The 23,335-nt window shown below is 70.7% G+C and carries 24 protein-coding genes; 23 read left to right on the top strand and 1 reads right to left on the bottom strand.

Annotated elements, in window-relative coordinates:
- The 16 genes from H590_RS0110600 to H590_RS16140 form a co-directional block, all read left to right on the top strand.
- On the top strand, nt 1–328 hold a 328-nt coding region (locus tag H590_RS0110600; protein ID WP_028703540.1), incomplete at its 5' end, for an ISL3 family transposase.
- A 376-nt stretch (nt 329–704) separates the two neighbouring features.
- Nucleotides 705–1,226 (top strand): hypothetical protein, encoded by a 522-nt coding sequence (locus H590_RS19175; RefSeq protein WP_232020994.1) that lies wholly within the window; start codon nt 705–707, stop codon nt 1,224–1,226.
- Nucleotides 1,227–1,282: 56 nt separating this feature from the next.
- Nucleotides 1,283–2,026, top strand: a complete 744-nt coding sequence (locus H590_RS19170) for a tetratricopeptide repeat protein (RefSeq protein WP_232020993.1) — start codon at nt 1,283–1,285, stop codon at nt 2,024–2,026.
- Complete coding sequence (locus tag H590_RS0110590; RefSeq protein WP_232020992.1) at nt 2,023–3,063, top strand: HAD-IIA family hydrolase; 1,041 nt, start codon at nt 2,023–2,025, stop codon at nt 3,061–3,063. Before H590_RS19170 ends, H590_RS0110590 begins: the two co-directional genes overlap by 4 nt.
- 81 nt (nt 3,064–3,144) lie before the next feature.
- Nucleotides 3,145–3,885 carry a biotin transporter BioY gene (locus H590_RS16150; RefSeq protein WP_126412647.1) on the top strand — a complete coding sequence of 247 codons (741 nt, stop codon included), beginning with the start codon at nt 3,145–3,147 and terminating at the stop codon, nt 3,883–3,885.
- Nucleotides 3,878–4,609: an energy-coupling factor ABC transporter ATP-binding protein gene (locus tag H590_RS0110580; RefSeq protein ID WP_028703538.1), complete on the top strand. Its 732-nt coding sequence runs from the start codon at nt 3,878–3,880 to the stop codon at nt 4,607–4,609. Before H590_RS16150 ends, H590_RS0110580 begins: the two co-directional genes overlap by 8 nt.
- A 65-nt stretch (nt 4,610–4,674) precedes the next feature.
- On the top strand, nt 4,675–5,259 hold the full coding sequence (locus H590_RS0110575) for an energy-coupling factor transporter transmembrane component T family protein (RefSeq protein ID WP_036982011.1): 585 nt from the start codon (nt 4,675–4,677) through the stop codon (nt 5,257–5,259).
- Between the two features lie 114 nt (nt 5,260–5,373).
- Complete coding sequence (locus H590_RS0110570) at nt 5,374–6,306, top strand: NAD kinase (RefSeq protein WP_028703536.1); 933 nt, start codon at nt 5,374–5,376, stop codon at nt 6,304–6,306.
- Nucleotides 6,303–8,006 (top strand): DNA repair protein RecN, encoded by a 1,704-nt coding sequence (recN, locus tag H590_RS0110565; RefSeq protein WP_028703535.1) that lies wholly within the window; start codon nt 6,303–6,305, stop codon nt 8,004–8,006. Before H590_RS0110570 ends, recN begins: the two co-directional genes overlap by 4 nt.
- A gap of 121 nt (nt 8,007–8,127) precedes the next feature.
- Nucleotides 8,128–9,846 carry a CTP synthase gene (locus tag H590_RS0110560; protein ID WP_028703534.1) on the top strand — a complete coding sequence of 573 codons (1,719 nt, stop codon included), beginning with the start codon at nt 8,128–8,130 and terminating at the stop codon, nt 9,844–9,846.
- Nucleotides 9,843–10,526 carry an NUDIX domain-containing protein gene (locus H590_RS0110555; protein WP_028703533.1) on the top strand — a complete coding sequence of 228 codons (684 nt, stop codon included), beginning with the start codon at nt 9,843–9,845 and terminating at the stop codon, nt 10,524–10,526. Before H590_RS0110560 ends, H590_RS0110555 begins: the two co-directional genes overlap by 4 nt.
- Nucleotides 10,523–11,506, top strand: coding sequence for a site-specific tyrosine recombinase XerD (locus H590_RS16145; protein WP_051238503.1), 984 nt, complete (start codon nt 10,523–10,525; stop codon nt 11,504–11,506). The genes H590_RS0110555 and H590_RS16145 overlap by 4 nt, the downstream gene beginning before the upstream one ends.
- 57 nt (nt 11,507–11,563) lie before the next feature.
- Nucleotides 11,564–12,484, top strand: coding sequence for a ParA family protein (locus H590_RS0110545; protein WP_028703532.1), 921 nt, complete (start codon nt 11,564–11,566; stop codon nt 12,482–12,484).
- Nucleotides 12,469–12,945 carry a hypothetical protein gene (locus H590_RS17970; RefSeq protein WP_172599471.1) on the top strand — a complete coding sequence of 159 codons (477 nt, stop codon included), beginning with the start codon at nt 12,469–12,471 and terminating at the stop codon, nt 12,943–12,945. The genes H590_RS0110545 and H590_RS17970 overlap by 16 nt, the downstream gene beginning before the upstream one ends.
- Nucleotides 12,946–12,972: 27 nt before the next feature.
- A complete protein-coding gene (locus H590_RS0110535) occupies nt 12,973–13,713 on the top strand; it encodes a pseudouridine synthase (protein ID WP_028703530.1) in 741 nt (246 codons plus the stop codon).
- Between the two features lie 60 nt (nt 13,714–13,773).
- A complete protein-coding gene (locus tag H590_RS16140; protein ID WP_028703529.1) occupies nt 13,774–14,871 on the top strand; it encodes an FKBP-type peptidyl-prolyl cis-trans isomerase in 1,098 nt (365 codons plus the stop codon).
- Here the strand turns inward: H590_RS16140 and gluQRS are convergent.
- On the bottom strand, nt 14,832–15,908 hold the full coding sequence (gluQRS, locus tag H590_RS16135; RefSeq protein WP_071161747.1) for a tRNA glutamyl-Q(34) synthetase GluQRS: 1,077 nt from the start codon (nt 15,906–15,908) through the stop codon (nt 14,832–14,834). The genes H590_RS16140 and gluQRS overlap by 40 nt on opposite strands.
- A gap of 135 nt (nt 15,909–16,043) precedes the next feature.
- On the opposite strand from gluQRS, the gene H590_RS0110520 reads away from it, so the two are divergent.
- From H590_RS0110520 to H590_RS0110490, 7 genes are all read left to right on the top strand, one after another.
- Nucleotides 16,044–17,039 carry a helix-turn-helix transcriptional regulator gene (locus tag H590_RS0110520; RefSeq protein WP_028703528.1) on the top strand — a complete coding sequence of 332 codons (996 nt, stop codon included), beginning with the start codon at nt 16,044–16,046 and terminating at the stop codon, nt 17,037–17,039.
- Nucleotides 17,036–18,019, top strand: a complete 984-nt coding sequence (locus H590_RS0110515; RefSeq protein ID WP_028703527.1) for a helix-turn-helix transcriptional regulator — start codon at nt 17,036–17,038, stop codon at nt 18,017–18,019. Before H590_RS0110520 ends, H590_RS0110515 begins: the two co-directional genes overlap by 4 nt.
- Nucleotides 18,016–18,240: a hypothetical protein gene (locus H590_RS0110510; protein WP_414973640.1), complete on the top strand. Its 225-nt coding sequence runs from the start codon at nt 18,016–18,018 to the stop codon at nt 18,238–18,240. Before H590_RS0110515 ends, H590_RS0110510 begins: the two co-directional genes overlap by 4 nt.
- Nucleotides 18,241–18,315: 75 nt before the next feature.
- On the top strand, nt 18,316–18,570 hold the full coding sequence (locus H590_RS0110505; protein ID WP_028703525.1) for a twin-arginine translocase TatA/TatE family subunit: 255 nt from the start codon (nt 18,316–18,318) through the stop codon (nt 18,568–18,570).
- A gap of 28 nt (nt 18,571–18,598) precedes the next feature.
- Complete coding sequence (tatC, locus tag H590_RS0110500; RefSeq protein ID WP_028703524.1) at nt 18,599–19,486, top strand: twin-arginine translocase subunit TatC; 888 nt, start codon at nt 18,599–18,601, stop codon at nt 19,484–19,486.
- A complete protein-coding gene (locus H590_RS0110495) occupies nt 19,483–20,463 on the top strand; it encodes a diacylglycerol/lipid kinase family protein (protein WP_232020991.1) in 981 nt (326 codons plus the stop codon). The genes tatC and H590_RS0110495 overlap by 4 nt, the downstream gene beginning before the upstream one ends.
- A gap of 84 nt (nt 20,464–20,547) precedes the next feature.
- Complete coding sequence (locus tag H590_RS0110490) at nt 20,548–23,316, top strand: DEAD/DEAH box helicase (RefSeq protein WP_028703522.1); 2,769 nt, start codon at nt 20,548–20,550, stop codon at nt 23,314–23,316.
- The last annotated feature ends 19 nt before the right edge of the window (nt 23,317–23,335 follow it).

The raw sequence follows: 23,335 nt of genomic DNA, 5'->3' as shown, positions 1-23,335 counted from the left end.
CCAGCCCATGATCGCCGCCTACCGCCACGAGAACCGGCGCCACGGCCGCGAGCTGATGGCCCGGCTCATCGACTCGATCAGCACCGGCGTCCCCAAGGCCCTGGTCGAGATCACCAAGCTCGGCAGGACGCTGAAGAAGCGCGCCGCCGACGTCCTGGCCTACTTCGACCGGCCCAGCACCTCCAACGGGCCCACCGAGGCGATCAACGGCAGGCTCGAGCACCTGCGCGGCTCGGCGCTGGGGTTCCGCAACCTGACCAACTACATCGCCAGATCCCTGCTCGAGACCGGCGGGTTCAGACCCCGACTACACCCTGGATTCGGATGAGCCGGAAATGCTCATTGTCGAGCCTGCTGGAAACGCTCCAGGTGGCCGGTACGCAGGGCGATCCCATCAGCGTCGGCATCCACGATCGGCGGGCGGGGACCGTCGGGGCCCGCCAGTGGCACAGCTGCGCGCTCATCCGAGGTGGGGCAAGGACTTTCAGTATTGGTGCGGACCGTGCTGCTGCGGGAGAATGTCCCCATGGCAGATTCCACAAATCGCGGCGGACGTTCGGGCCGTGGCTTCTCCGGTGACGGACGTCGCGGAGGAGCGGGGCGCTCCGGCGGCTACGGCAGATCCTCCTCATCACGAGGCGGGGGTTACCGCTCCGGCGGCGGTCGCTCCGGTGGCGGTGACTGGCACGGTTCGCGTCGCGACAATGATCGAGACAGCAGCGGGTCGCGTTGGCACGGTGACAACGACCGCGATCATCGTGGATCCGGTGGTCGGGACGACGACCGGCGCAACTCCCGACGTCGTGATGATGATCACCGTGGGTACCGGCGTCGCGACGACGATCGCGAGGGAGGCGGATCGCGCTGGCACGGAGATCGCGATCGAGACCGCGGTGGCTACCGGGGCCGAGACGATGATCGTCGCGAGTCACGGGGCTCGGAGGGTCGCGGCCGACGTGACTGGGATCGCGGTGAGGGCGGCGACGACTCGCGTCGTGACGGCGGACGCCGTGGCGGGTACTCGCGCGGTGGACGTGACGAGCGTCGGTCCGATCGTGGCGGACACCAGTCCCACGGGTCCTGGGGAGATCGTGGGCCCAGGCGTCACGACGATCGAGGAGCGTCCAGGGACGATGCCGGCAGCGAGACTCGGGGACGCGGACGCTACGCCGATGAGCCGCTGGCACCGCTGGACTTCGACGAGGACTCTCTGCCGCCCTCGGTGAAGGCCGAGCTGCGAAGCGTTCCCTCCGATGTTGCTCACATCATCGAGGGTCACGTGGTGGCTGCCGCGGAGCTGCTGGACGATGATCCGCAGTTGGCGCACCGTCATGCCCAGGCCGCGCTGAGGCGTGCCGCGAGGCTGCCCGTGCTGCGCGAGGTCGCTGCCGAGACGGCCTATGCGGCGGGGGAGTACGCCTCCGCCCTCAACGACTACCGTGCGCTGCGACGGATGACGGGCAATGACAACCTCATCCCGGTGATGGCCGACTGCGAACGAGCACTCGGTCGTCCGCAGAACGCTCTCAAGCTCATTCGACAGGCCGAGGATGATGACCGGCTGAGTTCCTCCCAGCGCGTCGAGCTGGTGCTGGTGAAGGCCGGTGCACGCGAGGACATGGGCCAGGTGGCCGAGGCCAAACGCCTCCTCCACGCGGCCGTCACCACGATGCAGGGCTCCGATGAGGCCAAGGCGCGGCTGCACTACGCCTACGCCGATCTGCTGCTCAACACCGGCGACAAGCACGGGGCGAAGACCTTCTTCGCCTCCAGCGATGCCCTCGACGCGTCTGGACTGCTGGATGCTGCCGACCGGTTCGAGGAACTGGAGGCCGGCCGCAAGGCCGCTCCGGATCCCGATGAGCAGAGCCCGTCGGACCGCCCGAGTGACGGCAGCAGCCAGAGCCCTGACGTCGAGAAGCCGGACATCGAGAAGCCCGACGCTGAGAAGCCAGCCTCCGAGAAGCCCGACGCTGAGAAGCCAGCCTCCGAGAAGCCCGACGACGAGACGAGCAGCAACGAATGAGTGACGACGTCAACCCCCGAATGGCACAGCAGGATCCCGTCGGTCAGCCGTTGATCGACCACTACGACGCGGCCCTGTTCGACCTGGACGGGGTGATCTACCTGGGTCCCCACCCGGTCCCGGCCGCACCTCCGACCGTCGAGAAGCTGCTCGCCCACGGGGTGAAGGTCGGTTTCGTGACCAACAACGCCGCGCGCAGCACCACCGTGGTCGCCGATGTGCTGCGGGGCATGGGCATGGACGTCACCCGCAACGACATCGTCTCCTCCGGGGAGGCGATCACCGACCTGGCGGCGTCCCGGCTTCCCCGCGGAGCACGCGTCCTGATCGCCGGCACCGAGGCGCTGGCCGACGAGGCGCGCGCACGAGGCCTGGAACCGGTGTGGACCGCCGACGAGAACCCGGTGGCGGTGATCCAGGGCTATCACCCCCAGATGCCCTGGTCCCTGCTCGTCGAAGCCGGCCTGGCCGTTCAGCACGGAGCCGCCTGGTACGGGGCCAATCCGGACATGACCAGACCCACCGACCGGGGCATCGTCCCCGGCGTCGGGGTCCAACTCGCAGCGGTCGGTGCCACCGTCGATGTCGAGCCGGTGATCGCCGGCAAGCCGCACCGCCCCCTGCTGGATGCCACGGTCGCCCGTCTGGGCTGCACCCACCCGGTCTTTGTCGGCGACCGGCTGGACACCGACATGCTCGGGGCCAACCGCGCCTCGATGGGCTCGATGTTCGTGTTCTCCGGAGCCCACGGCAAGCACGATCTGCTCGACGCCGACCCCCAGTCGCGTCCCGAGCACATCGCCAAGGACGTCTCGGGGCTGCTGGATCCACCGCGCGAGGCGGTCATCGACGGTGATCGCGCAGCGTGCCGGAACGGCAGGGCCGCAGTGGTGGACGGCCTCGTGCAGGTCGACGGTCCGGCCGGGTCCGAGCTGGACGCCCAGATCGACTGCCTGGCGGCGGTTCTGGCCCTGGTCTGGTCGGGCCGTGGGACCGGATCCCACGACGGACTGGCGGTCCTCGACCTGGTCCACTGAACACTGTTCAGGGCGGTCGGCTATGATGTCTGCCGACCCGGTCCCCACGACTGGGTCCACCCGTGCCATCAGGAGGGCATCATGGCCGACCCATCGGCAACCGACTCGACGCGTGCGTCGGGCACCGACTATCTGCACAACGGATCGGCCGGTGGGCCCGCGGTGCCGGGCCAGGGGTCGCGCGGCATCCCAAGGGCTCCCGAACCGGCTCGCACCGCACCGGCGAAGCGAGGATTCGAGGCCACCGACATCGCCCTGATCGCGGTCTTCGCGGCCCTCATTGCCGTGCTGGCGATCATTCCCCCGTTGTTCGCGATCGGTGCGGTGCCCTTCGCCCTGCAGATGATCGCCGTGATGGCGGCCCCGATGATCCTCGGGTCGCTGCGGGGCGGCGCGGCCGTCGGCCTCTACCTGGTGGTCGGCCTGCTCGGTCTGCCGGTCTTCTCCGGCCAGACGAGTGGACCCGGGGTGCTTTTCGGAGCCTCCGGCGGATTCCTCCTCGGATACTTCTTCGGCGCCTTCGTGGCCGGTGCGCTGGCCACCGCGGTGCTGCGGTCCCGGCCGCGGCGCAGTGTGCTGCCGATCCTGCTGTACCTGGTCGCCCTGGTCGACATGGTCGTCATCTACGCCTTCGGGGTTGCCGGGATGATGATCAACGCCGGCATGTCCCTGCGGGTCGCGGTGGCGGCCAACGGCCTGTTCATGGCCGTCGATCTGGTCAAGGCGGTGCTGGTGGTGATCATCGCGGTCGCCGTCTTCACGGCTTTCCCGCGGCTGATGCCGGCTCCCCGACGGGGCTTGCGAGCAGCGGCCGGTGATTGAGTTCAGCGAGGTCGGCCTGGCCGTCGACGAGTACGACATCGCCGGGGAGCACCGCCAGGTGACCATCCTCGCCGACGTCAACCTCAGCCTGCCCGAGCGCCGAGTCGCCGTCATCGGCCCCAACGGCGCCGGCAAGTCGACCCTGCTGCGAATGGTCAACGGGCTGGTGGCACCCACCACCGGGATCGTGCTGGCCGACGGCGTCGACCCGGTGCGAGATCCTCGCAGGGCCCGACGACAGGCCGGCTACATCTTCACCGACCCTCGCTCCCAACTCGTGATGTCGACACCGCTGGCTGACGTCGAGCTCAGTCTGCGCCCCCGGGTGAGGCGGCGCGCCGACCGGCACCGTCTGGCCCTGGAGCTGCTCGCCGACCGCGGGCTGTCCGACATCGCCACCCGCAGCGTCCACGATCTGTCCGGGGGAGAGCGGCAGCTGGTCGCCCTGGCCAGCGTGCTGGCCGTCGAGCCGACCATCATCATCGCCGACGAGCCCACCACCCTGCTGGATCTGCGCAACCGCGAGCAGCTCAGGCGCGCCTTCGACGCACTGGACCAGCAGATCCTGTGCTCCACCCACGATCTGGACCTGGCCTCGACGATGGACCGGGTGCTGGCCGTCGAGAACGGACGCATCGTCGACGACGGTGCACCGGGCCCGGTCATCCAGCGCTACCGGGAACGGATGACGATGGCGCCGGCCGGCGACGGAGCACGGCCGTGAACGGCCAGGGGGACGTTGAGCGCTACCTCGGCGTCTACGTTCCGGGCCACACCCCGGCGCACCGGATGCCGGTCTGGGCCAAGTACCTGATGCTCGTGGTGGTCGGGGTGCTCCCCTTCATCCTGCGGATCTGGTGGTTCTCCCTGGTCTGTCTGGCGGCGGCGGTGGTCATCGTCCTGGTGGTGGCACGGCTTCCCCGGCGCCTGGCCCTGCGGATCGGCACCGCACTGTGGATCATGAACGGGCTGATCCTCGGCTATCACGTCGTCTTCAACACCTGGCAGCGCGGGGTGGTCTACGTCGCCTCCCTGATGGCCTGTCTCTACATGGCCAGGATGCTGACCTGCACCACCTCCACCGACACCCTGATGGACGCCATCGCCGGCTTCGCGAGGATCCTGCGGCCGCTGGGCGTCAGCCCCGAGAAGGTGGCCCTGGCGGTGACCCTGATGTGGGCCACCGTCCCCTACCTGCTGGGATCCTTCCTGTCGGTGCGCGACTCCGCGCGGGCCCGCGGGATGGAACGCTCCTCGTGGCGATTCGTGGTCCCGGTGATCGTCGGGATCGTGGGTCACGCCCTGGAGGTCGGCGACGCGCTGCGTGCCCGCGGTCTCGGCGACGAACCGCAGATCAGGGCGGGCGTGCGGTGACCCCGGTGGTTCGGCCACGCTGAGGTGAAGGGGCCCGGACCGGCCGGCATCGACCGGATGTCGCAGCGGGAAAGCTAGTCTGGGTCCGTGACGTCCCAGAAGAGCACTTCCCCTGTGGGCACGGTCCGCGTGTCCGACCGGTCGCGTGCGGTGGTGGTCCTCTCCCACGCCTACCGCCAGGAGGCCTTCGACGCCGCCGCCGAGTTCATCCGGGCGATGGATGAGCGCGGAATCGTCTGCCTGGTCATCGACGAGCAGCACGCCCAGCTCGGTGCACGGCTGCCCGGGGTCGATCTGGTCAACCTGTCCCAGCGCAGTCACGACATCGAGGCGGTCGTCGTCTTCGGCGGGGACGGCACCATCCTCCGGGCCGCCGAGTGGTCCCTGCCGCACCAGGTGCCGATGCTCGGGGTCAACCTGGGCCATGTGGGCTTCCTCGCCGAACTGGAGCGCTCCGACATGAGCACCCTGGTCCGCAAGGTCTGCGCCCGCGACTACACCGTCGAGGACCGCCTGGTGCTCGACGTGCGGGTGCTGGACCACCACGGCGACCAGCTGTGGCGCTCCTTCGCGGTCAACGAGCTCAGCCTGGAGAAGGCCGCCCGCCGCAGGATGCTCGACGTGCTGGCCTCGATCGACGAACTACCCGTCCAGCGCTGGAGCTGCGACGGGGTGCTGGTCGCCACCCCGACCGGCTCCACCGCCTACGCCTTCTCGGCCGGCGGACCGGTGATGTGGCCCGATCTGGACGCCATGCTGATGCTCCCGCTGTGCGCCCACGCACTGTTCGCCCGCCCCATGGTGCTCAGCCCCGAGGCCCGTGTCGACCTGGACCTGCAGCCGGCCGGGTCCGACTCCGGGGTGCTGTGGTGCGACGGCCGTCGGAGCTTCGACCTCATGCCGGGACGACGGATCACCGTCACCCGCCACCCGCAACGGTTGAGGATCGCCCGGCTGGCCGAGCAGCCCTTCACCTCGCGACTGGTCAAGAAGTTCGCGCTGCCCGTCGAGGGGTGGCGCCAGAGCGAGGGCGATACCGGCGCATGATCGGCCATTTCCTGATCCGCGACCTCGGGGTGATCGACGAGGCCGAGGTGGAGTTCTCCCCGGGCCTCACCGCCGTCACCGGTGAGACCGGCGCCGGCAAGACCATGGTGGTCAGCGGCCTGGGCCTCCTGCTGGGTCAGCGCGCCGATCCGGGACTGGTGAGACGGGGGGCCCGCAGGGCCGTCGTGGAGGCCACTCTCGGCGTCGACCCCCCGATCGCTCGGACGGTCGCCGAACTCGGCGGCGAGACCGAGGACGGCGAGGTGATCTGCAGTCGCCAGGTGCTGGCCTCCCACCGCTCCCGGTCCTCGGTCGGCGGCGCCCAGGTGACGGCCGGCCAGCTGGGCCGGCTGACAGCCTCGACCCTCACCATCCACGGCCAGTCCGACCAGATCAGACTCACCTCACCAGACCATCAGCTAGACGTCCTGGACCGGGCCGCGGGCTCCAGGATGGCCGACCTCCTCGAGGCCCACCGCGACCTGTGGCGCCGGCACCGCGAGGTCGCCGAGCACCTGACCAGGCTGAGCACCGGGGAACACGACCGCTCCCTGCAGATCGAGGTGCTGCGTCGCAGGATCGCCGAGGTGGACGCCGTCGACCCGCAGCCCGGCGAGGACCGGGAGCTCATCGAGGAGATGAGGAGGCTCCAGCGGGGCCAGGACACCCGCGCCGCCCTGGCGCGCGCCGACCGGAGCCTCAACGGCACCGAGACCGAGTCGGGGATGGACCCCGGAGCGGTCTCCCTGCTGGACCAGGCCCGGCGTGAGCTGGACTCCCTCGCCGATCTGGACGAGTTCTGCGCGACCCTGGCCCGGACCGCCCGCGGGCTCGGCTACGACTTGGCCGAACTGGCCTCCGAGGTGGCCTCCCAGGCAGACCGGGCCTCGGCCGATCCCGCCCGGATCGAGCAGGTCAACGGCCGTCTGGCGGCGATCCAGGCGCTGGTGAGAACCCGTGCGACCACCCTGGAGAGGCTGCTGTCCGAGACCACCGCCGATCGCCGGGAGCTCGCGCAGCTGGACGGCGGGGGAGCGGACCTGAGCGCCCTGGAGGAGCAGCTGGCCCAGCTGACCGGCCGGCTGGAGACCAGCGCCGCCACGATCTCCGCACTGCGGTCGACGACTGCCGCGCGACTGGCCCACGACGTCGCCCCCGAGTTCGCCGCCCTGGCGATGCCCAGGGCCAGCCTGGAGTTCCGGCTGTCGGACGCCCCGATGGGCCCCCGGGGCACCGACCAGGTGACCATCATGCTGGCCGCCAACCCCGGTGCCGCACCGGCGCCTCTGGCCAGAGCGGCCTCCGGAGGAGAACTGTCGCGGGTGCGGCTCGCCCTGGAGGTCGTGCTGGCCGCCACCGAGACGGCCCAGACCTTCGTCTTCGACGAGGTCGACGCCGGGGTGGGAGGTGCGGTCGGCATCGAGATCGGACGCCGGCTGGCTCAGCTGGCGGACCGCCACCAGGTGATCGTGGTGACCCACCTTCCCCAGGTCGCCGCCTTCGCCGACCGCCAGCTGGTCGTCACGAAGGCCTCCGACGGCCGCATCACCCGGTCCGGTGTCCACCAGGTGAGCGGACCCGACCGGCTCAGCGAACTGGCGCGGATGATGACCGGGATGGCCGACTCCGAGCTGGCCGTCGAACACGCCCGGGAACTGATCGGCCTGGCCGCCCAGCAGCGAGGAGACGACTCCGACTGATCCCCGCAGTGTCCGGGAGACCACCCGACACCCGCCGCAGACCCCCCTCTCCCACACCGTCGGACGGCCATCACCGATCCGCGGTGGAGGAGATCCTTCTCACCAGATAGGCTGGAACCCCGTGAGCACCGACAGTCACTGCACCAAACATGTTTTCGTCACCGGGGGAGTCGTCTCATCGCTCGGGAAGGGGCTCACGGCGTCCTCCCTCGGCTCCCTGCTGAAGTCGCGTGGCCTCAAGGTCACGATGCAGAAGCTGGATCCCTACCTCAATGTGGATCCCGGCACCATGAACCCGTTCCAGCACGGCGAGGTGTTCGTCACCGAGGATGGCGCCGAGACCGATCTGGACATCGGCCACTACGAGCGGTTCCTCAACGAGAACCTGTCCGGCGAGGCCAATGTGACCACCGGCAAGGTCTACTCCACGGTGATCGCCAAGGAGCGTCGCGGCGACTTCCTGGGCGACACCGTCCAGGTCATCCCGCACATCACCAATGAGATCAAGGCCCAGATGCTTGCGATGGAGGCCGGCGATCCCGATGTCGTCATCCACGAGATCGGCGGCACCGTCGGTGACATCGAGTCGCTGCCCTTCCTGGAGGCCGCCCGCCAGGTCCGCCACGAGATCGGCCGGGAGAACGTCTTCTTCCTGCACGTCTCCCTGGTGCCCTACATCCGGCCGGCCAAGGAGATGAAGACCAAGCCCACCCAGCACTCGGTGGCCGCCCTGCGCGAGGTCGGCATCCAGCCCGACGCCGTCGTCTGCCGGTCCGAGCGCCCGCTGGCCAAGGGCATCAAGTCCAAGATCGCGCTGATGTGCGATGTCGAGGAGCAGGCCGTCGTCTCCTGCCCCGACGCCTCCTCGATCTACCTCATCCCCAAGGTGCTGCACCGCGAGGGACTGGACGCCTATGTCGTCCAGCGGCTGTCGATGTTCTTCCGTGACGTCGACTGGACCACCTGGAACGACCTGCTCAACCGCGTCCAGCACCCCACCGAGGAGCTCACCGTCGCCCTGGTCGGCAAGTACATCGACCTGCCCGACGCCTACCTGTCGGTGACCGAGGCGCTGCACGCCGGCGGCTACGCCAACCGCGTCAAGGTCAACGTCAAGTGGGTCGCCTCCGACACCTGCGCCACCCCCGAGGGAGCCCGCAAGGCCCTGGCCGGGGTCGACGCGATCTGCGTCCCCGGCGGGTTCGGGATCCGCGGTGTGGAGGGCAAGGTCGGCGCGATCCGGCACGCCCGCGAGACCGGGCTGCCCTTCCTGGGGCTGTGCCTGGGCCTGCAGTGCGCCGTCATCGAGGTCGCCCGGGACCTGGCCGGGATCGAGGACGCCGCCTCCAGCGAGTTCGAGCCGGACAGCAAGAACCCGGTCATCGCCACGATGGCCGAACAGGTCGACATCGTCTCCGGCAATGCCGATCTGGGCGGCACCATGAGGCTCGGCGCCTACCCGGCCAAACTGTCCAAGGACAGCCTGGTCGCCACGCTCTACGGCACCACCGCCGTCTCCGAGCGGCACCGTCACCGCTACGAGGTCAACAATGCCTACCGCGACCGACTGGAGGCCGCCGGACTGCACATCAGCGGCACCTCCCCCGACGGCAGCCTCGTCGAGTTCATCGAACTGGACCGCGGCCTGCACCCCTACTTCGTGGCGACCCAGGCCCACCCCGAGCTCAAGTCTCGCCCGACCCACGCCCACCCGCTGTTCCGCGGCCTGATCGCCGCCGCGATCGCCCACCACCACGGGGAGGACCGCTCGGTGCCGCTGCCCGAGGGGACCGACGCTCCGGTGGCCGGGCAGGGCGCCGAGGGCGAGGACGCGAAGTGAGCGCCCCGCGCTGGGACCACGACGAGACCTGGCGGGTCGACTCCCACGAGGTTCTCGCCACCGGCAGGGTCTGCGACTTCGTCAACGACACCATCACCACACCCACCGGTGAGCAGGTCGCCCGCCAGTACATCACCCACCCCGGAGCGGTCGGCATCATCGCCCTGGACGACCAGGACCGGGTCGCCGTGGTGCGTCAGTACCGCCAGCCCGTCGAGATGATCCTCGTCGAGCCGCCCGCCGGTCTGCTGGACGTCGCGGGGGAGAACTACCTGCACGCCGCCCAGCGGGAACTCGCCGAGGAGGCCCAGCTGGCCGCCTCGGACTGGCGGATCCTGGTCGACATCTTCACCTCGCCGGGAGGATCCCAGGAGTCCCTGCGGATCTTCCTGGCCCGCGGCCTGCGCCCGGCCCCCCGCCCCGACGGGTTCGTGCTGGAGGGGGAGGAGGCCACCATGAGCCACGACTGGGAGCCCCTCGACGACCTGGTCGACGCCGTCTTCGCCGGCAACTGCCAGTCGCCCACCCTGGTCACCGGAGTGACGGCCCTGGTCACGGCCCGCGACCGCGGCATGATCGACCGGCTGCGCCCGGCCGACGCCCCCTGGCCGGTCCGGGAGCGTCCCGGCGGGCTGTCCGGGATGCCTCCCGAGTCGAACGGCGCCGCGGAGCAGGGTTGAGCGACGCCTCGGTCGATGACCTGGTCGTCGACTACCTGTCCCACCTGGCGGTGGAGAGAGGGCTGTCCGACAACACGGTGGCGGCCTACCGCCGCGACCTGGACCGGTACCGCCACTTCCTGGCCGGCCGCGGACTGACGGATCTGGCCCAGGTGAGCGCAGTCGACGTCTCGGAGTTCTCCCGGGACCTCGCGCGCCGGGATCTGGCGCCGGCCTCGGTGAGTCGCGCGGTGGTCGCGGTGCGCAACCTGCACGCCTTCGCCCTGGCCGAGGGACGGGTCGGCCTCGACGTCGCCCACGAGGTCTCCCCGGGAGCCCGCCCCCGCCGTCTGCCCAAGGCCCTGAGCATCGAGTCGGTGGAGGCGCTGCTGGACTCGTGCGACACCACCACCGTCGAGGGGCTGCGCGACCGTGCCCTGCTCGAGCTGCTCTACGGCACCGGGGCCAGGGTCTCGGAGGTCTGCTCCCTGGACGTCGATGACCTCACCCCGGTGCTGTCCGACCCGCAGCAGGGACTGCGACTGTTCGGCAAGGGGGGCAGGGAGCGCGTCGTGCCGCTGGGCAGCTACGCCGCCGACGCGGTCCGCGGGTGGTTGGTGCGCGGCCGACCGGGGTGGGCCGCCTCGCACGGGTCCGGCAGCGCCCCGGCCGCCCCGGCCCTGCTGCTCAACCAGCGCGGGGGCCGGCTGTCGCGGCAGAGCGCCTGGGCGGTGATCCAGCGCGCCGGGCAGCGCGCCGGGATCACCGAGCACCTGTCGCCGCACAGCCTGCGGCACTCCTTCGCCACCCACCTGCTCGACGGCGGAGCCGACGTCCGGGTGGTCCAGGAGCTGCTGGGACACGCCTCGGTCACCACCACCCAGATCTACACGCTGGTCACCGTCGAGCATCTGCGCGAGGTCTACCGGTCCAGTCACCCCCGCGCGCTCAGCAGTGACGAGAGGGATGGCCCCACGACACCCGTGGGCACCACCGACTAGTGTTGAGCCAGCCCGGTGCAACCCGGGTCCGACACGAGGCGAGAGGAAGGGTCCCAGGTGGCCGAGGCGACGGATCAGGAGGAGATCTTCCACGTACCGGCTCCCGGCAAGGAGGCCGCCGAGGCCGCTGAGCACGACATCGGACCGACTGGTCGACCGATCCCAGACATTCCCGAGCCGCAGCCGGTGCCCGGCGGGCCCAAGCACGCCCTGGTGATCTCGATGTGCAACCAGAAGGGCGGGGTCGGCAAGACGACCACCACCATCAACCTCGGCGCCGCTCTGGCCGAGTACGGCCGGAAGGTGCTGCTGGTCGACTTCGACCCCCAGGGGTCCCTGTCGGTGGGGCTGGGGATCAACCCGCACAACCTCGAGATCAGCATCTACAACCTGCTGCTGTCGAACCGGGATCGCGTCGAGGACGTCATCCAGGAGACCGTCATCAACGGGATGGATCTGCTCCCCGCCAACATCGACCTGTCGGCGGCCGAGGTCCAGCTGGTCTCCGAGGTGGCACGCGAGCAGACCCTCAAGAGAGTCATCGACAAGGTCCGTGGCGAGTACGACGTCATCCTCATCGACTGCGCGCCCTCCCTGGGGCTGCTCACCATCAACGCCCTGACCGCCTCCGACTACGTCATCATGCCGCTGGAGTGCGAGTTCTTCGCGCTGCGCGGCGTCGCCCTGCTCACCGACACGATCGAGAAGGTGCAGGACCGGCTCAATCCCGATCTCAAGATCCTTGGCATCCTGGGAACCATGTTCGATCCCCGCACCCTGCACGCCCGCGAGGTGATGGAGAGGGTCGTCCAGGCCTTCGGCGAGGTCGTCTTCCACACCGTCATCAAGCGCACCGTGAAGTTCCCCGAGACCACCGTCGCCGGGGAGCCCATCACCACCTACGCCTCCTCCTCGCCGGGGGCCAAGGCCTACCGCGACCTCGCCAAGGAGGTGCTGCACCGTTGCCACGTCGGGTGAGCCTTCCGGGAGCCGATGAACTCTTCCGCCCCACCACACCGGTCCGGACCCCCCGCCACAGGTCCGCTGACCGGCCCCACGACCAGGATCCCGAGCCGATCGGGGAGCAGGATCCCGACGACTCCGCACACCGCAGTGCCGGGAGCAGTGCCACTGCGAGGAGAGCCGCTGCGCAACCCGCCGGTACCGCCCAACCCGCCGGTACCGCACAATCAGCAGATACCGCACGAAGGGCCGGCAGATCCCGGTCGGTGACCGGCAGGGTCCGCCACGACGAGAAGATCACCGTCTACGTCAGCACCGGCGAGCTCATCGCCCTGGAGACCGCCCGGGTGGCCCTCAAGGCTCACGGCATCAGCGCAGACCGGGGTCGCATCGTCCGGGAGGCGATCGCCATCGCGCTCGCCGATCTGGACACCAGCGCCGAGTCATCGGCCCTGGTGGCCCGGCTCAGTCGCTGAGCCACCCACACACGAACAGGAGAACCCATGACCGACGTGAAACAGGGAGTCCGGCTCCAGAAGGTCCTCGCCCAGGCCGGCGTCGCCTCCCGGCGAGCCGCCGAGGAGATGATCGATGAGGGCCGGGTCGAGGTCAACGGCGAGATCGTCATCGTCCAGGGCCGCCGCGTCGACCCCGAGCACGACGAGATCCGCGTCGACGGATCGCGGATCCCGACCGCCCGACGCCACCTCTACTACGTGCTCAACAAGCCGCGCGGAGTGGTCTCCACGATGGATGACCCGGACGGGCGGGCCTGCCTGGCGGATCTGGAGGGGGTCCCGAACCACGAGCGACTCTTCCACGTCGGGCGTCTGGACACCGAGACCGAGGGGCTCATCCTCCTCACCAATGACGGCGAGTTCGCCCACCGGATGACCCACCCCTCCTACAAGGTGCTCAAGAGTTATCTCGCCGAGGTCGAGGGATTCGTCGACGACAAGGTCATCAGGCGGCTCACCAAGGGGTTGACCCTGGAGGACGGCCCGGTACACCCCGACTCGGTGCGACTGGTGCAGGCCTCCGAGATGAAGTCCCTGGTCGAGATCAGCCTCCACGAGGGGCGCAACCGCATCGTCCGGCGCATGATGGACTCGGTCGCCCACCCGGTGCGCCGACTCTCCCGGACCGCCATCGGCCCGGTGCGGGTGGGCCGTCTCGGAGTCGGCGACATGCGTCCGCTGAGTCGCGAGGAGCTGGGCAAGCTGTTCGATCTCGTCGATCTGTGAGAACGGCGTCCAGGCGTTCGCAACCGCCTGTGAACTGGTTCGTCGACCGCCGAGCAGGGTCTGCCCCGGGTGCGGCGGGCCGTCGCCTCGGGTAACGTGCACCGGGTGATCTCTCGTGCCTTCCGTTCCCGCCGGACCACGGCCGCAGGGCTGACCGCCCTGCTGTGCGTGGCGGCCCTGGGCCTGACGGCCTGCAGCTCCGACAGTTCCTCCAGCAAGGCGACGCCGACACCGTCGGCGAGTTCGGCGGCCGTCTCCCCCTCCGCCTCGGCCACGCCCAGCCCGTCGGTCTCCGCCACCCCGACGAAGCCGGCCACCACGATCACCAGCCTCGATGCGATCACCGTCACGGGGGCGGCGGGCAAGAAGCCGACCGTCACCGCGAAGTGGCCCCTCAAGATCGCCGCGACCACCTCGAAGGTGCTCACCGCCGGATCCGGTCGCACGGTCTCCGACGACGCGACCGTGCGGATCAACTACGAGGGCGTCAACGCCCGCACCGGCAAGTCCTTCGACTCCAGCTTCTCCCGCGGCAAGCCCACCAGCTTCCCGCTGAGCCAGGTCGTGCCCGGCTTCCAGAAGGGCCTGAAGGGCCACAAGGTCGGCGACCGGGTGCTCGTGATGATGCCCGGCTCCGACGCCTATGACTCCCAGGGCGGCAACCCCCAGGTCGGGATCGCCAAGGGCGACTCGCTGATCTTCGTCGTCGACATTCTCGACACCTCCTTCGAGACGGCCACCGGCACCGCGGTCACCCCGCCCGCCGGGCTGCCGACCGTCACCGTGAAGAACAACATCCCCACCGCCACCACCGGGAAGGCCACCAAGCCGACCTCGCTGGTCACCCAGCCCCTCATCAAGGGCGACGGGGCCAAGGTCAGCGCCTCCGACGTCATCCAGGTCAAGTACCGCACCTGGGCCTGGTCCACCGGAAGCCTCATCGAGGACGGCTACTCCGGCAGTGCGGTGACCGGTCAGATGTCCGGGGTCATCGAGGGCTGGAAGAAGGGGCTGGCGGGCCAGACCGTCGGCTCCCGGGTGATGCTCATCGTCCCGCCGGCCCAGGCCTACCCGAACGGCAATGCCACCCCGGCGATCGACAAGGGCGAGACCCTCGTCTACGTCGTCGACATCCTGTTCGCCGAGCCCGCCTCCTGAGTCGAACCGGCCGGCTGACCTGAGGTCCCCTCCGCAGGGGCATCCAGTGCCACATCGGACCACCAGCCCCGGGGCCCGGCCAGAGGGCCGGCCTCCAGGGGCCCGGGTTCGGCCGAGTCCGCGGCGGCACCCCGGGGCGGACGCAGAGCCGCGTCGATCCCGGGATCCCCGGCCAGCAGGTCGGTCAGCCTGTCCACCTCGGGCAGACCCAGTGACCGGCACAGCACGGCCCTGACGCGCGCGGCGGACAGCCCGCCGGCCGCCAGCTCGGCCATCCCCGCGGCACCCCTGGCCTTGGCCAGGCGCTTGCCTCCCGGACCGGTGACCAGTCCGGTGTGGGCGTAGCCGGGGGCCGGCAGGCCCAGCAGGTCCGCGATCATCGCCTGGCGGGGGGCCGAGGGCCACAGATCCCGTGCCCTCACCACCTGGTCGACCCCCTGGAGCCCGTCGTCGACCACCACCGCCAGGTTGTAGGCCCAGGTCCCGTCATTGCGGCGCAGCACGACGTCATCGACCCGACCCGACTGGGTGCCGCGGGCCAGATCATGAACCGTCCAGTGGTGCACCGGCGCCGCCAGCCGCAGGGCCGGCGGACGGCGGCCGGCCAACTCGGCGCGTCGACTCCGGGACAGCCCCCGGCAGGTCCCCGGATAGGGCAGCCAGTCGCCCTCCCCGGAACGCGGGTTCCCGTCGGGGGCCCGGGAGGCCGCGGCGATCTCCCGGCGGGTGCAGAAGCACGGGTAGCTCGGCAGCCGGCGGGCCATCTCTGCGTAGATCTCCAGGCGGGCGGACTGGCGGACCACCGGTCCGTCCCAGTCCAGCCCCAGCGCCTCCAGATCGCGCAGCTGCTGGTCGGCGATGTCACCGGCGGCCGCCACCCTCACCTGGTCAAGGTCCTCGACGCGCACCACGAATCCACGGCCGCTGCGCCGGGCCAGCAACCAGGCGACCAGTGCGGTGCGCAGATTGCCCAGATGGAGGGCCGAGGTCGGCGAGGGGGCGAACCGGCCGTGCCCGGGGAGGTGTGCGCTGTCCATGATCGTCACTGTAGGGGCGCCCCGCACGACCGGCCCGGCGGCAAGACGGAGTGACCGGGGGTGATGGGCGACCGGCAGTGATGGGCGACCGGGGGCGATAGGCTGTGGGGCCGCGGCAACCTTCGGGAGGTGCTCATGTCGTCACGGCGGTCGGAACGGTTGGTGAACCTCGTCATCGCACTGCTGGTCACCGATCGCCCACTCACCCGGGCCGAGCTGCGCGAGGCCATCGAGGACTACCGGGGCAAGTCCGACCAGAGCTTCGAGCGCACCTTCGAGCGCGACAAGGACGAACTGCGCAACCAGGGCATCGATGTCCGCGCCGTCACCATCGACAGCTACTTCGGCAACGAGGTCGGCTACCGCATCCCCCGATCAGACTTCGAGCTGCCGCCGGTGCAGTTCAGCCAGGCCGAGGCCGACGCCCTGGGGATGGCCGCCCGGGTGTGGCGCGACCAGGTGCTCGACGAGTCCTCGGCCTCGGCCCTCACCAAGCTGCGGGCCGCGGGGGTCGAGCCCGACATCGAGGCCGGGGTCTCCACCCAGGTCACCTCGGGCCCCGACCAGACCGGCTTCCCCGAGTTGTGGCGGGCCACCCTGTCGGGAACCCCGGTGCGCTTCGACTACCGCGAGACCGCCGTGCGCCACGTCGAACCCTGGCGGATGGTGCTGCGCCGCGGCCACTGGTACCTGCTCGGCTTCGACCGCGACCGGCAGGACCCCCGCGTCTTCCGACTCTCCAGGATCAGCTCGAAGGTTTCCGAGGACGGTCCCGCGGGCTCGGTCCTCAGACCCGGCCCCGAGGTCGTCCAGCAGCACCTTCAGCGTCTGGAGCCCCCTCCCGCCAGTCCCGTCACCGCCCTGGTGGCCCACGACCGGACGGTGCGGCTACCCGGACGGGCCGAGGCGGCACAGCCTCCCGAGTCCCTTCCCGACCGGGTGCAGATCCCCGACGACTTCGTCGTGGAGACGCTGACCGTCGCGGGGATGGACCAGATGGTGACCTCCCTGCTCCAGGCCGGCGGCAGGGCGATCCTGCTGGGACCCCCGCAGGTGCGCCGGGCGATGGCCGACCGGCTCGAGCAGATCGCGGTCAGACCCTGGAGCCACTCCCCGGAGGTGCCGCGATGACGCACTCCCAGACCGAGGTCACCAGGCTGCTGTCCCTGGTGCCCTACCTGCGCGCCCATCCCGGGGTTCCGCTGACACGGGTCGCCGAGGTCTTCGGGGTGCGCCCGGCCCGCATCGTCGCCGATCTCAAGACCCTGTGGATGTGCGGCCTGCCCGGCGGACTGCCCGACGACCTCATCGACATCGACATGGACGCCGTGGACGCCGAGGGCACCGTCACGATCGGCAATGCCGACATCCTGCCCCGCCCGATGAGGCTGACCCCCGACGAGGCCTGGTCCCTGCTGGCCGCCCTCCAGGTGGTCGCCGATCTCGCAGACCCCTCGGTGCGGCCCGCCGTGGAGTCGGCCATCGCGACCCTGCGGACCGTGGTGCCCCAGATCGGCCCCGACCCCGTCCAGGCCAGTGCCGGGGCCGGCACCGACCACCGCCGCGAGTGGTTCGCCCACGCTGTGGCCGAGGGCTGGCGGGTCCGTCTGGTGCACCGTCGCCAGGAGGACGACAGGACCACCAGCCCGGTGGTCGACCCGGTCCGCATCGAGGTTCGCGAGGGCCACAGCTATCTGCTGGGGTGGTCGCTGGAGCGCGGCGCCTGGCGGACCTGGCGGCTGGACCGGGTCGAGCGTGCCGAACACCTCGGCGAGTCGGTCGGCCACGGTCTTCCGCCGGCCGAGGTGAGCTGGTTCAGCGACGTCCCGGCCCGCGACGAGGTCACCCTCACGGTGGCACCGTCGGCGCGATGGGTGGCCGAGTACCACCCCGCCCGCCGGGTGGAGAAGGTCCCCGAGGGCTGGCAGGTCACCTTCGCCATCGCATCCCGCGGTTGGTTGGCCGACCTGCTGATCTCGCTGGGCCCCGAGGTGCTGGACGTCACACCCCCCGAGGCGGCCTGGCCGGCGGCCCGGGCGCTGAGCGCGGCGGCGCGGGCCAACGGCCTGACCGAGCCTGACATCGCGGCGTCGGAGAAGGAGGACCGGTGACCATGCTGTGGCTGTGGGTGCTCATCGCCGCGCTGGTCGGAGGACTGGCCCTCACCGTCTGGGGACTGTGGTGGCTGTGGCACAAGGTGACAGCTCTGGCGGCGGAGCTGGAGAGGCTCCTGGGCCGTCTCGAGGAGGCCGCCCAGATCCTCGAGAAGGTCGACCTCGACCCGCTGGATGGCGCCGTCTCGCACCCGGGCGGCCACGATACGGCGTGGTAGCCTGAGCGGCGACTCCGGACTGCGGGAAAGGTCTCGCAGACGGCCGGTCGCGTCGGTTCTGAAAGGTTGTCGGCCATGGCCCTGCAGCTCATGCTCATTCCCACCGAGATGGGAATCCTCATTCTGGTCATCGTGGCCCTCGTGCTGTTCGGCGGGTCCCGGATCGCCGGCGTCGGCAAGGGCGCCGGCCGCGCGATCCGCGAGTTCAAGGAGGAGACCAAGGGTCTCAACCAGGCGGACAAGGACGCGAACTCCGGCGCCGCCGACACCGCCGATCCGACTGCCGGGACGAAGCCGACCACCACCGACACCGAGGCCAAGTCGGAGTGACCCCCGGGTCGGGGACGGACAGGTGGAGATGAGCGTCGACACCGGCAAGGACGTCGCGCAGGCGCCCGAGCAGCAGAGGACCGGGCGGCTGTCGTGGCTGCGCGCGCCCAAGGGCGGCGAGGGCGGCACCATGTCGCTCATCGATCACCTCAAGGAGCTGCGCTACCGGGTGGTGGTCTCCCTGGTCGCAATCGTGATCACCAGCTCGGTGGCCTTCGTCTTCTACCGGCCCCTGGTCGAGGTCGTGATGTGGCCCTACCACCAGGCCAGCGCCTCCATCCTCGCCAAGAACCCCTCGGCCCATCTGCAGGTCGTCAACACCGGCGTCACCGCCCCCTTCGTGCTCAACCTGAGGATCGCGATGGTGGTCGGCCTCATCGCGGCCTGCCCCATCTGGCTCTACCAGCTGTGGGCCTTCATCGTCCCCGGGCTGGTCGCCAGGGAGAAGCGGTGGGCGATCCGGTTCCTCGCCTCCTCTATCCCGCTGTTCCTGATGGGTGCTGCCCTGGGGTACTGGGTGATGCCCAAGGGCATCTCGATGATGCTGAACTTCACCCCGAACGGGATGGGGATCACCAACCTGCTCGACATGAACGCCTTCCTCGCCCTCGAACTGCGGCTCGTGCTGCTCTTCGGGGCCAGCTTCCTGCTGCCCGTGGTGCTGGTCATCCTCAACATGGTCGGCGTGCTCAAGGCCACCCAGCTGGCCGGTGCCCGCAAGTGGGCGATCTTCGGGTTCTTCGTGCTGGGGGCCTTCGCCAACCCTGCCGGTGACCCCATCTCGATGTGCGCCCTGGCGCTGCCGCTGACCGTGATGTACCTGGTCGCCGAGATGATCTGCCGGGCCCATGACAGGAAGACCAGGGTCGACGACATGGGCATCGACTCCGACGAGTTCAAGATCGACGTCGATTGAACCACCCCCCGGCCCGGCCGGAGGCCGTGGTCGAGCCCTCCGGCATCCTCACCCTGGTCGTCAATCCCGCCGCCGGTGCCGGCACCGCCCGCCGACTCGCCGCCCCGGTCGCCGGACGTCTCAGCGCCCAGTTGCCGGGCACCGCGGTCCGCACCGTCCTCACCGACTCCCTGGCCCACGCCGACGCCGTGATGCGCGAGGTGGTCGACCAGGCGCTGGCCGAGCCCGACCGCGGACCGCACAGCCTGGTGACGATGGGAGGGGACGGCATGTCCCATCTGGGCCTCAACGCCGCCGCCGGCACCCCGGTCCGCCTCGGCGTGGTGCCTGCCGGAACCGGCAATGACTTCTGCCGCGGGGTCAGGCTGCCGCGCCGGATGGGGGAGGCCGTTGACGCCATCAGCTCCTGGCGGGTCGGCGAGATCGACCTGGCGGTGGCCAGTGGATCCCTCCGCCACCCCGGCGGAGTGGGGCGCACCGACCGCCGATGGCTCGGATCGGTGCTGTCGACCGGCTACGACGCGCGCGTCAACCGTCGCACCAACTCCGCCCGGCTGCGGCTCGGCCCGCTGTCCTACGCCTGGGGTGCGCTGGCGGAACTCGCCAGATTCTCCCCGCTGCACTACTCCATCACGCTGGACGGGCAGCACAGAGACCTCGACGCGATGCTGGTGGCGGTCGGCAACGCGGGCTGGATCGGCGGCGGGATGAGGATCTGTCCGCGAGCCGATGTGCACGACGGGATGCTCGACATCACCATCATCCGTCCGGTGAGCCGCAAGGTCCTGCTGGCCGCCCTGGCCACCGTCTACACCGGGGCCTTCGCTCGGCTGCCATTCGTCGAGACGCTGCGCGCCCGCACCGTCCGGATCGACGGCGAGGGGCTGTTCGCGATGGCCGACGGCGAGGAGTTCGGGGACCTGCCACTGACCGTCTCCTGCCGGCCACGGGCTCTGCACCTGCTCGGGGCGCGCTGAACCGGAGCAGCCGGGCAAGGGTCCGGGTCCGGGTCCGGCCCGGCCCCGGGTCGGCGACGGGCCGACTGAACTAGGTTGGGGTCCATGGACTCCGCCCTCACCCGCTTCGCGGCCGGCTACGACTTTCCCCTCGACGACTTCCAGCGCAGGGCGTGCGAGTATCTGGACGACGAGGCCGGGGTGCTGGTGGCGGCCCCCACCGGCTCGGGCAAGACGGTGGTGGGGGAGTACGCCACCTTCCTGGCCCTGGAGACCGGCCGCAAGTGCTTCTACACCACCCCCATCAAGGCCCTGTCCAACCAGAAGTTCCACGACCTGGTGGACCGCTACGGCGCCGACCAGGTGGGACTGCTCACCGGCGACCTCTCGGTGAACTCCGAGGCCCCGATCGTGGTGATGACCACCGAGGTGCTGCGCAACATGATCTACGCCTCCTCGCGCACCCTGGAGGGACTCGGCTGGGTGGTGATGGACGAGGTGCACTACCTGGCCGACCGGTTCCGCGGGCCGGTCTGGGAGGAGGTGATCCTCGGCCTGGCCGAGTCGGTCCGGCTGGTCTGCCTGTCGGCCACCGTGTCCAACGCCGAGGAGTTCGGCGAGTGGCTCGCCGAGGTGCGCGGCGACATCAGGATCGTCGTCTCCGAGACCCGGCCGGTGCCCCTCACCCAGCACGTCGCGGTGAGCCGGCGGATCATCGACCTGTTCGCACCCGACCAGCCCGGCGACGTCAACCCCGAGCTGGTCCGGATCGCCCGGGAGGAGGCCCGTTTCCAGCGCGACGACTCGCGGCGTCCCCGCGGACGCAACGGCAAGGGGCGCAGGAGCGTCAGCTACGGCTCGGGCCGGTTCGGCGGCGCCACCAGCAGGCAGGACCGCAACGGCCCCGAGCACCGGGGCCCGCGCAACAGCCCCAGCCGCTCCCAGGTGGTCCGCTCACTGCGTCAGGCCGGGCTGCTGCCCGCCATCATCTTCGTGTTCTCCCGCACCGGCTGCGACGCCGCGGTGAGCCAGCTGATGAACTCCGACGTGGTGCTCACCAACGGGGCCGAGGCCGACCGGCTGCGCGAGATCGCCGAGCGCCACGGCGCCGGGCTGAGCCCCGAGGAGCGCGCCGCACTGGGCTGGGACCGATTCCTGGCCGCCTTCTGCCGCGGCATCGCCGCCCACCACGCCGGACTGCTGCCGGTCACCAAGGCGATCGTCGAGGAGGGATTCGTCACCGGCCTGCTCAAGGTCGTGGTGGCCACCGAGACCCTGGCCCTGGGCATCAACATGCCCGCCCGCACGGTCGTCATCGAGAGGCTCGTCAAGTACAACGGGCAGACCCACGCCGACATCACACCGGGGGAGTACACCCAGCTCACCGGTCGCGCCGGACGCCGCGGCATCGACGTCCAGGGCCACGCGGTGGTCTGCTGGCAGCCCGGGATGGACCCCCGGGCGGTCGCCGGGCTGGCCTCCCGGCGCACCTACCCGCTGCGCTCGGCATTCGCCCCGACCTACAACATGGCGGTCAACCTGGTGGCCTCGATGGGCCGGCAGCGGGCGGCACGACTGCTGGAGCACAGCTTCGCCCAGTTCCAGACCGACAGACGCCTGGGAGGCTCCACCGCCTCCCACCGCAGGAAGGACGAGGAGGCCATCGCGGAGTACCTGGCGGCCGCTCACTGCGATCGCGGAGACTTCACCGAGTACGCCGGGATGCGCGAGAGGGTCTCCCAGCTGGAGGCCGAGCAGGCCCGGCTGAGGCGCGGAGCCCGCGACGCCGAGGTCGCCGACTCGCTGTCGGCGCTGGACCCCGGAGACATCATCGCGGTGCCCTCGGGACCCCACCGGGGCTGGGCGGTGATCGTGGATCCCGGCACCCGGGGAGGCCATCGGGACCGGGGCTCCCGACCCCATCCGCTGGCCATGGTCGAGGGTCGCAGTGTGCTGCGACTCGGGGACGGCGACATCGACTCGCCGGTCCGCCGCTATGCCGGGGTGCGGATCCCGGCCCACTTCCATCCCCGCGACGCCGCCGCCCGCAAGATCCTGGGACGAAGCCTCGACGACGCCGTCGCCCAGCTGCCCGAGCTCCCCGAGAGGCCCGCCAGGGCGACCGTGGATGCCGAGCTGGCCGACCAGATCGCCGACCTGCGCTCCCGGATCCGCAGCCACCCCTGCCACTCCTGCCCGGACCGGGAGACCCACGCCCGGTTCGCCGAGCGGGGGATGGCACTGCGCCGCAGCACCGATCAGGCCGTCCAGCGCGATGCCCGCCGGTCCGGTTCCATCGCCGCCCGGTTCGACCGGATCTGCCTGGTCCTGGAGGCCCTGGGCTACCTCACCGAGGGGGGTGCCGAGGTCACCGAGCAGGGCCGGATGCTCGCCCGGATCTACTCCGAGCTGGACCTGGTCACCGCCGAGGCGGTGCGCGAGGGGGTGCTGTCGGGCCTGGACACCCCCCAGTTGGCCGCGGTGCTGTCCACCCTGGTCTTCGAGTCGCGGCCGGCGGACCGCCGCCGACCCTCCTGGCTGCCCGACCACACCTGCGAACAGGCCGTCACCCGGCTGAGGTCGGTGCGGGCCAGGGTGGGTCGGTTGGAGCGCGACCACCGGCTGGAGAGGCCCCGCGACCTGGACGTCGGGTTCGCCGAGGAGATCTACGCCTGGGCTGCCGGTGCCGGCCTGGAGGTGGTGCTGGCCGATGGGATGAGTGCCGGCGACTTCGTCCGCCAGGCCCGCCAGGTGGCCGACCTGGCCGGCCAGATCGCCGCCGCCGGGGTGGACCAGGAGCTGGCCCGCGGCTGCCGACGGGTGCTCAACGCCGTCCAGCGCGGAGTCGTCTCGATGTCCGGGGAGGACGACTGAGCGGCGCCGATGATGGATA

The sequence above is a fragment of the Acidipropionibacterium jensenii DSM 20535 genome (genome assembly GCF_000425285.1).
Taxonomy (GTDB): Bacteria; Actinomycetota; Actinomycetes; order Propionibacteriales; family Propionibacteriaceae; genus Acidipropionibacterium; species Acidipropionibacterium jensenii.
This window is presented reverse-complemented; position numbering and strand designations above follow the sequence as displayed.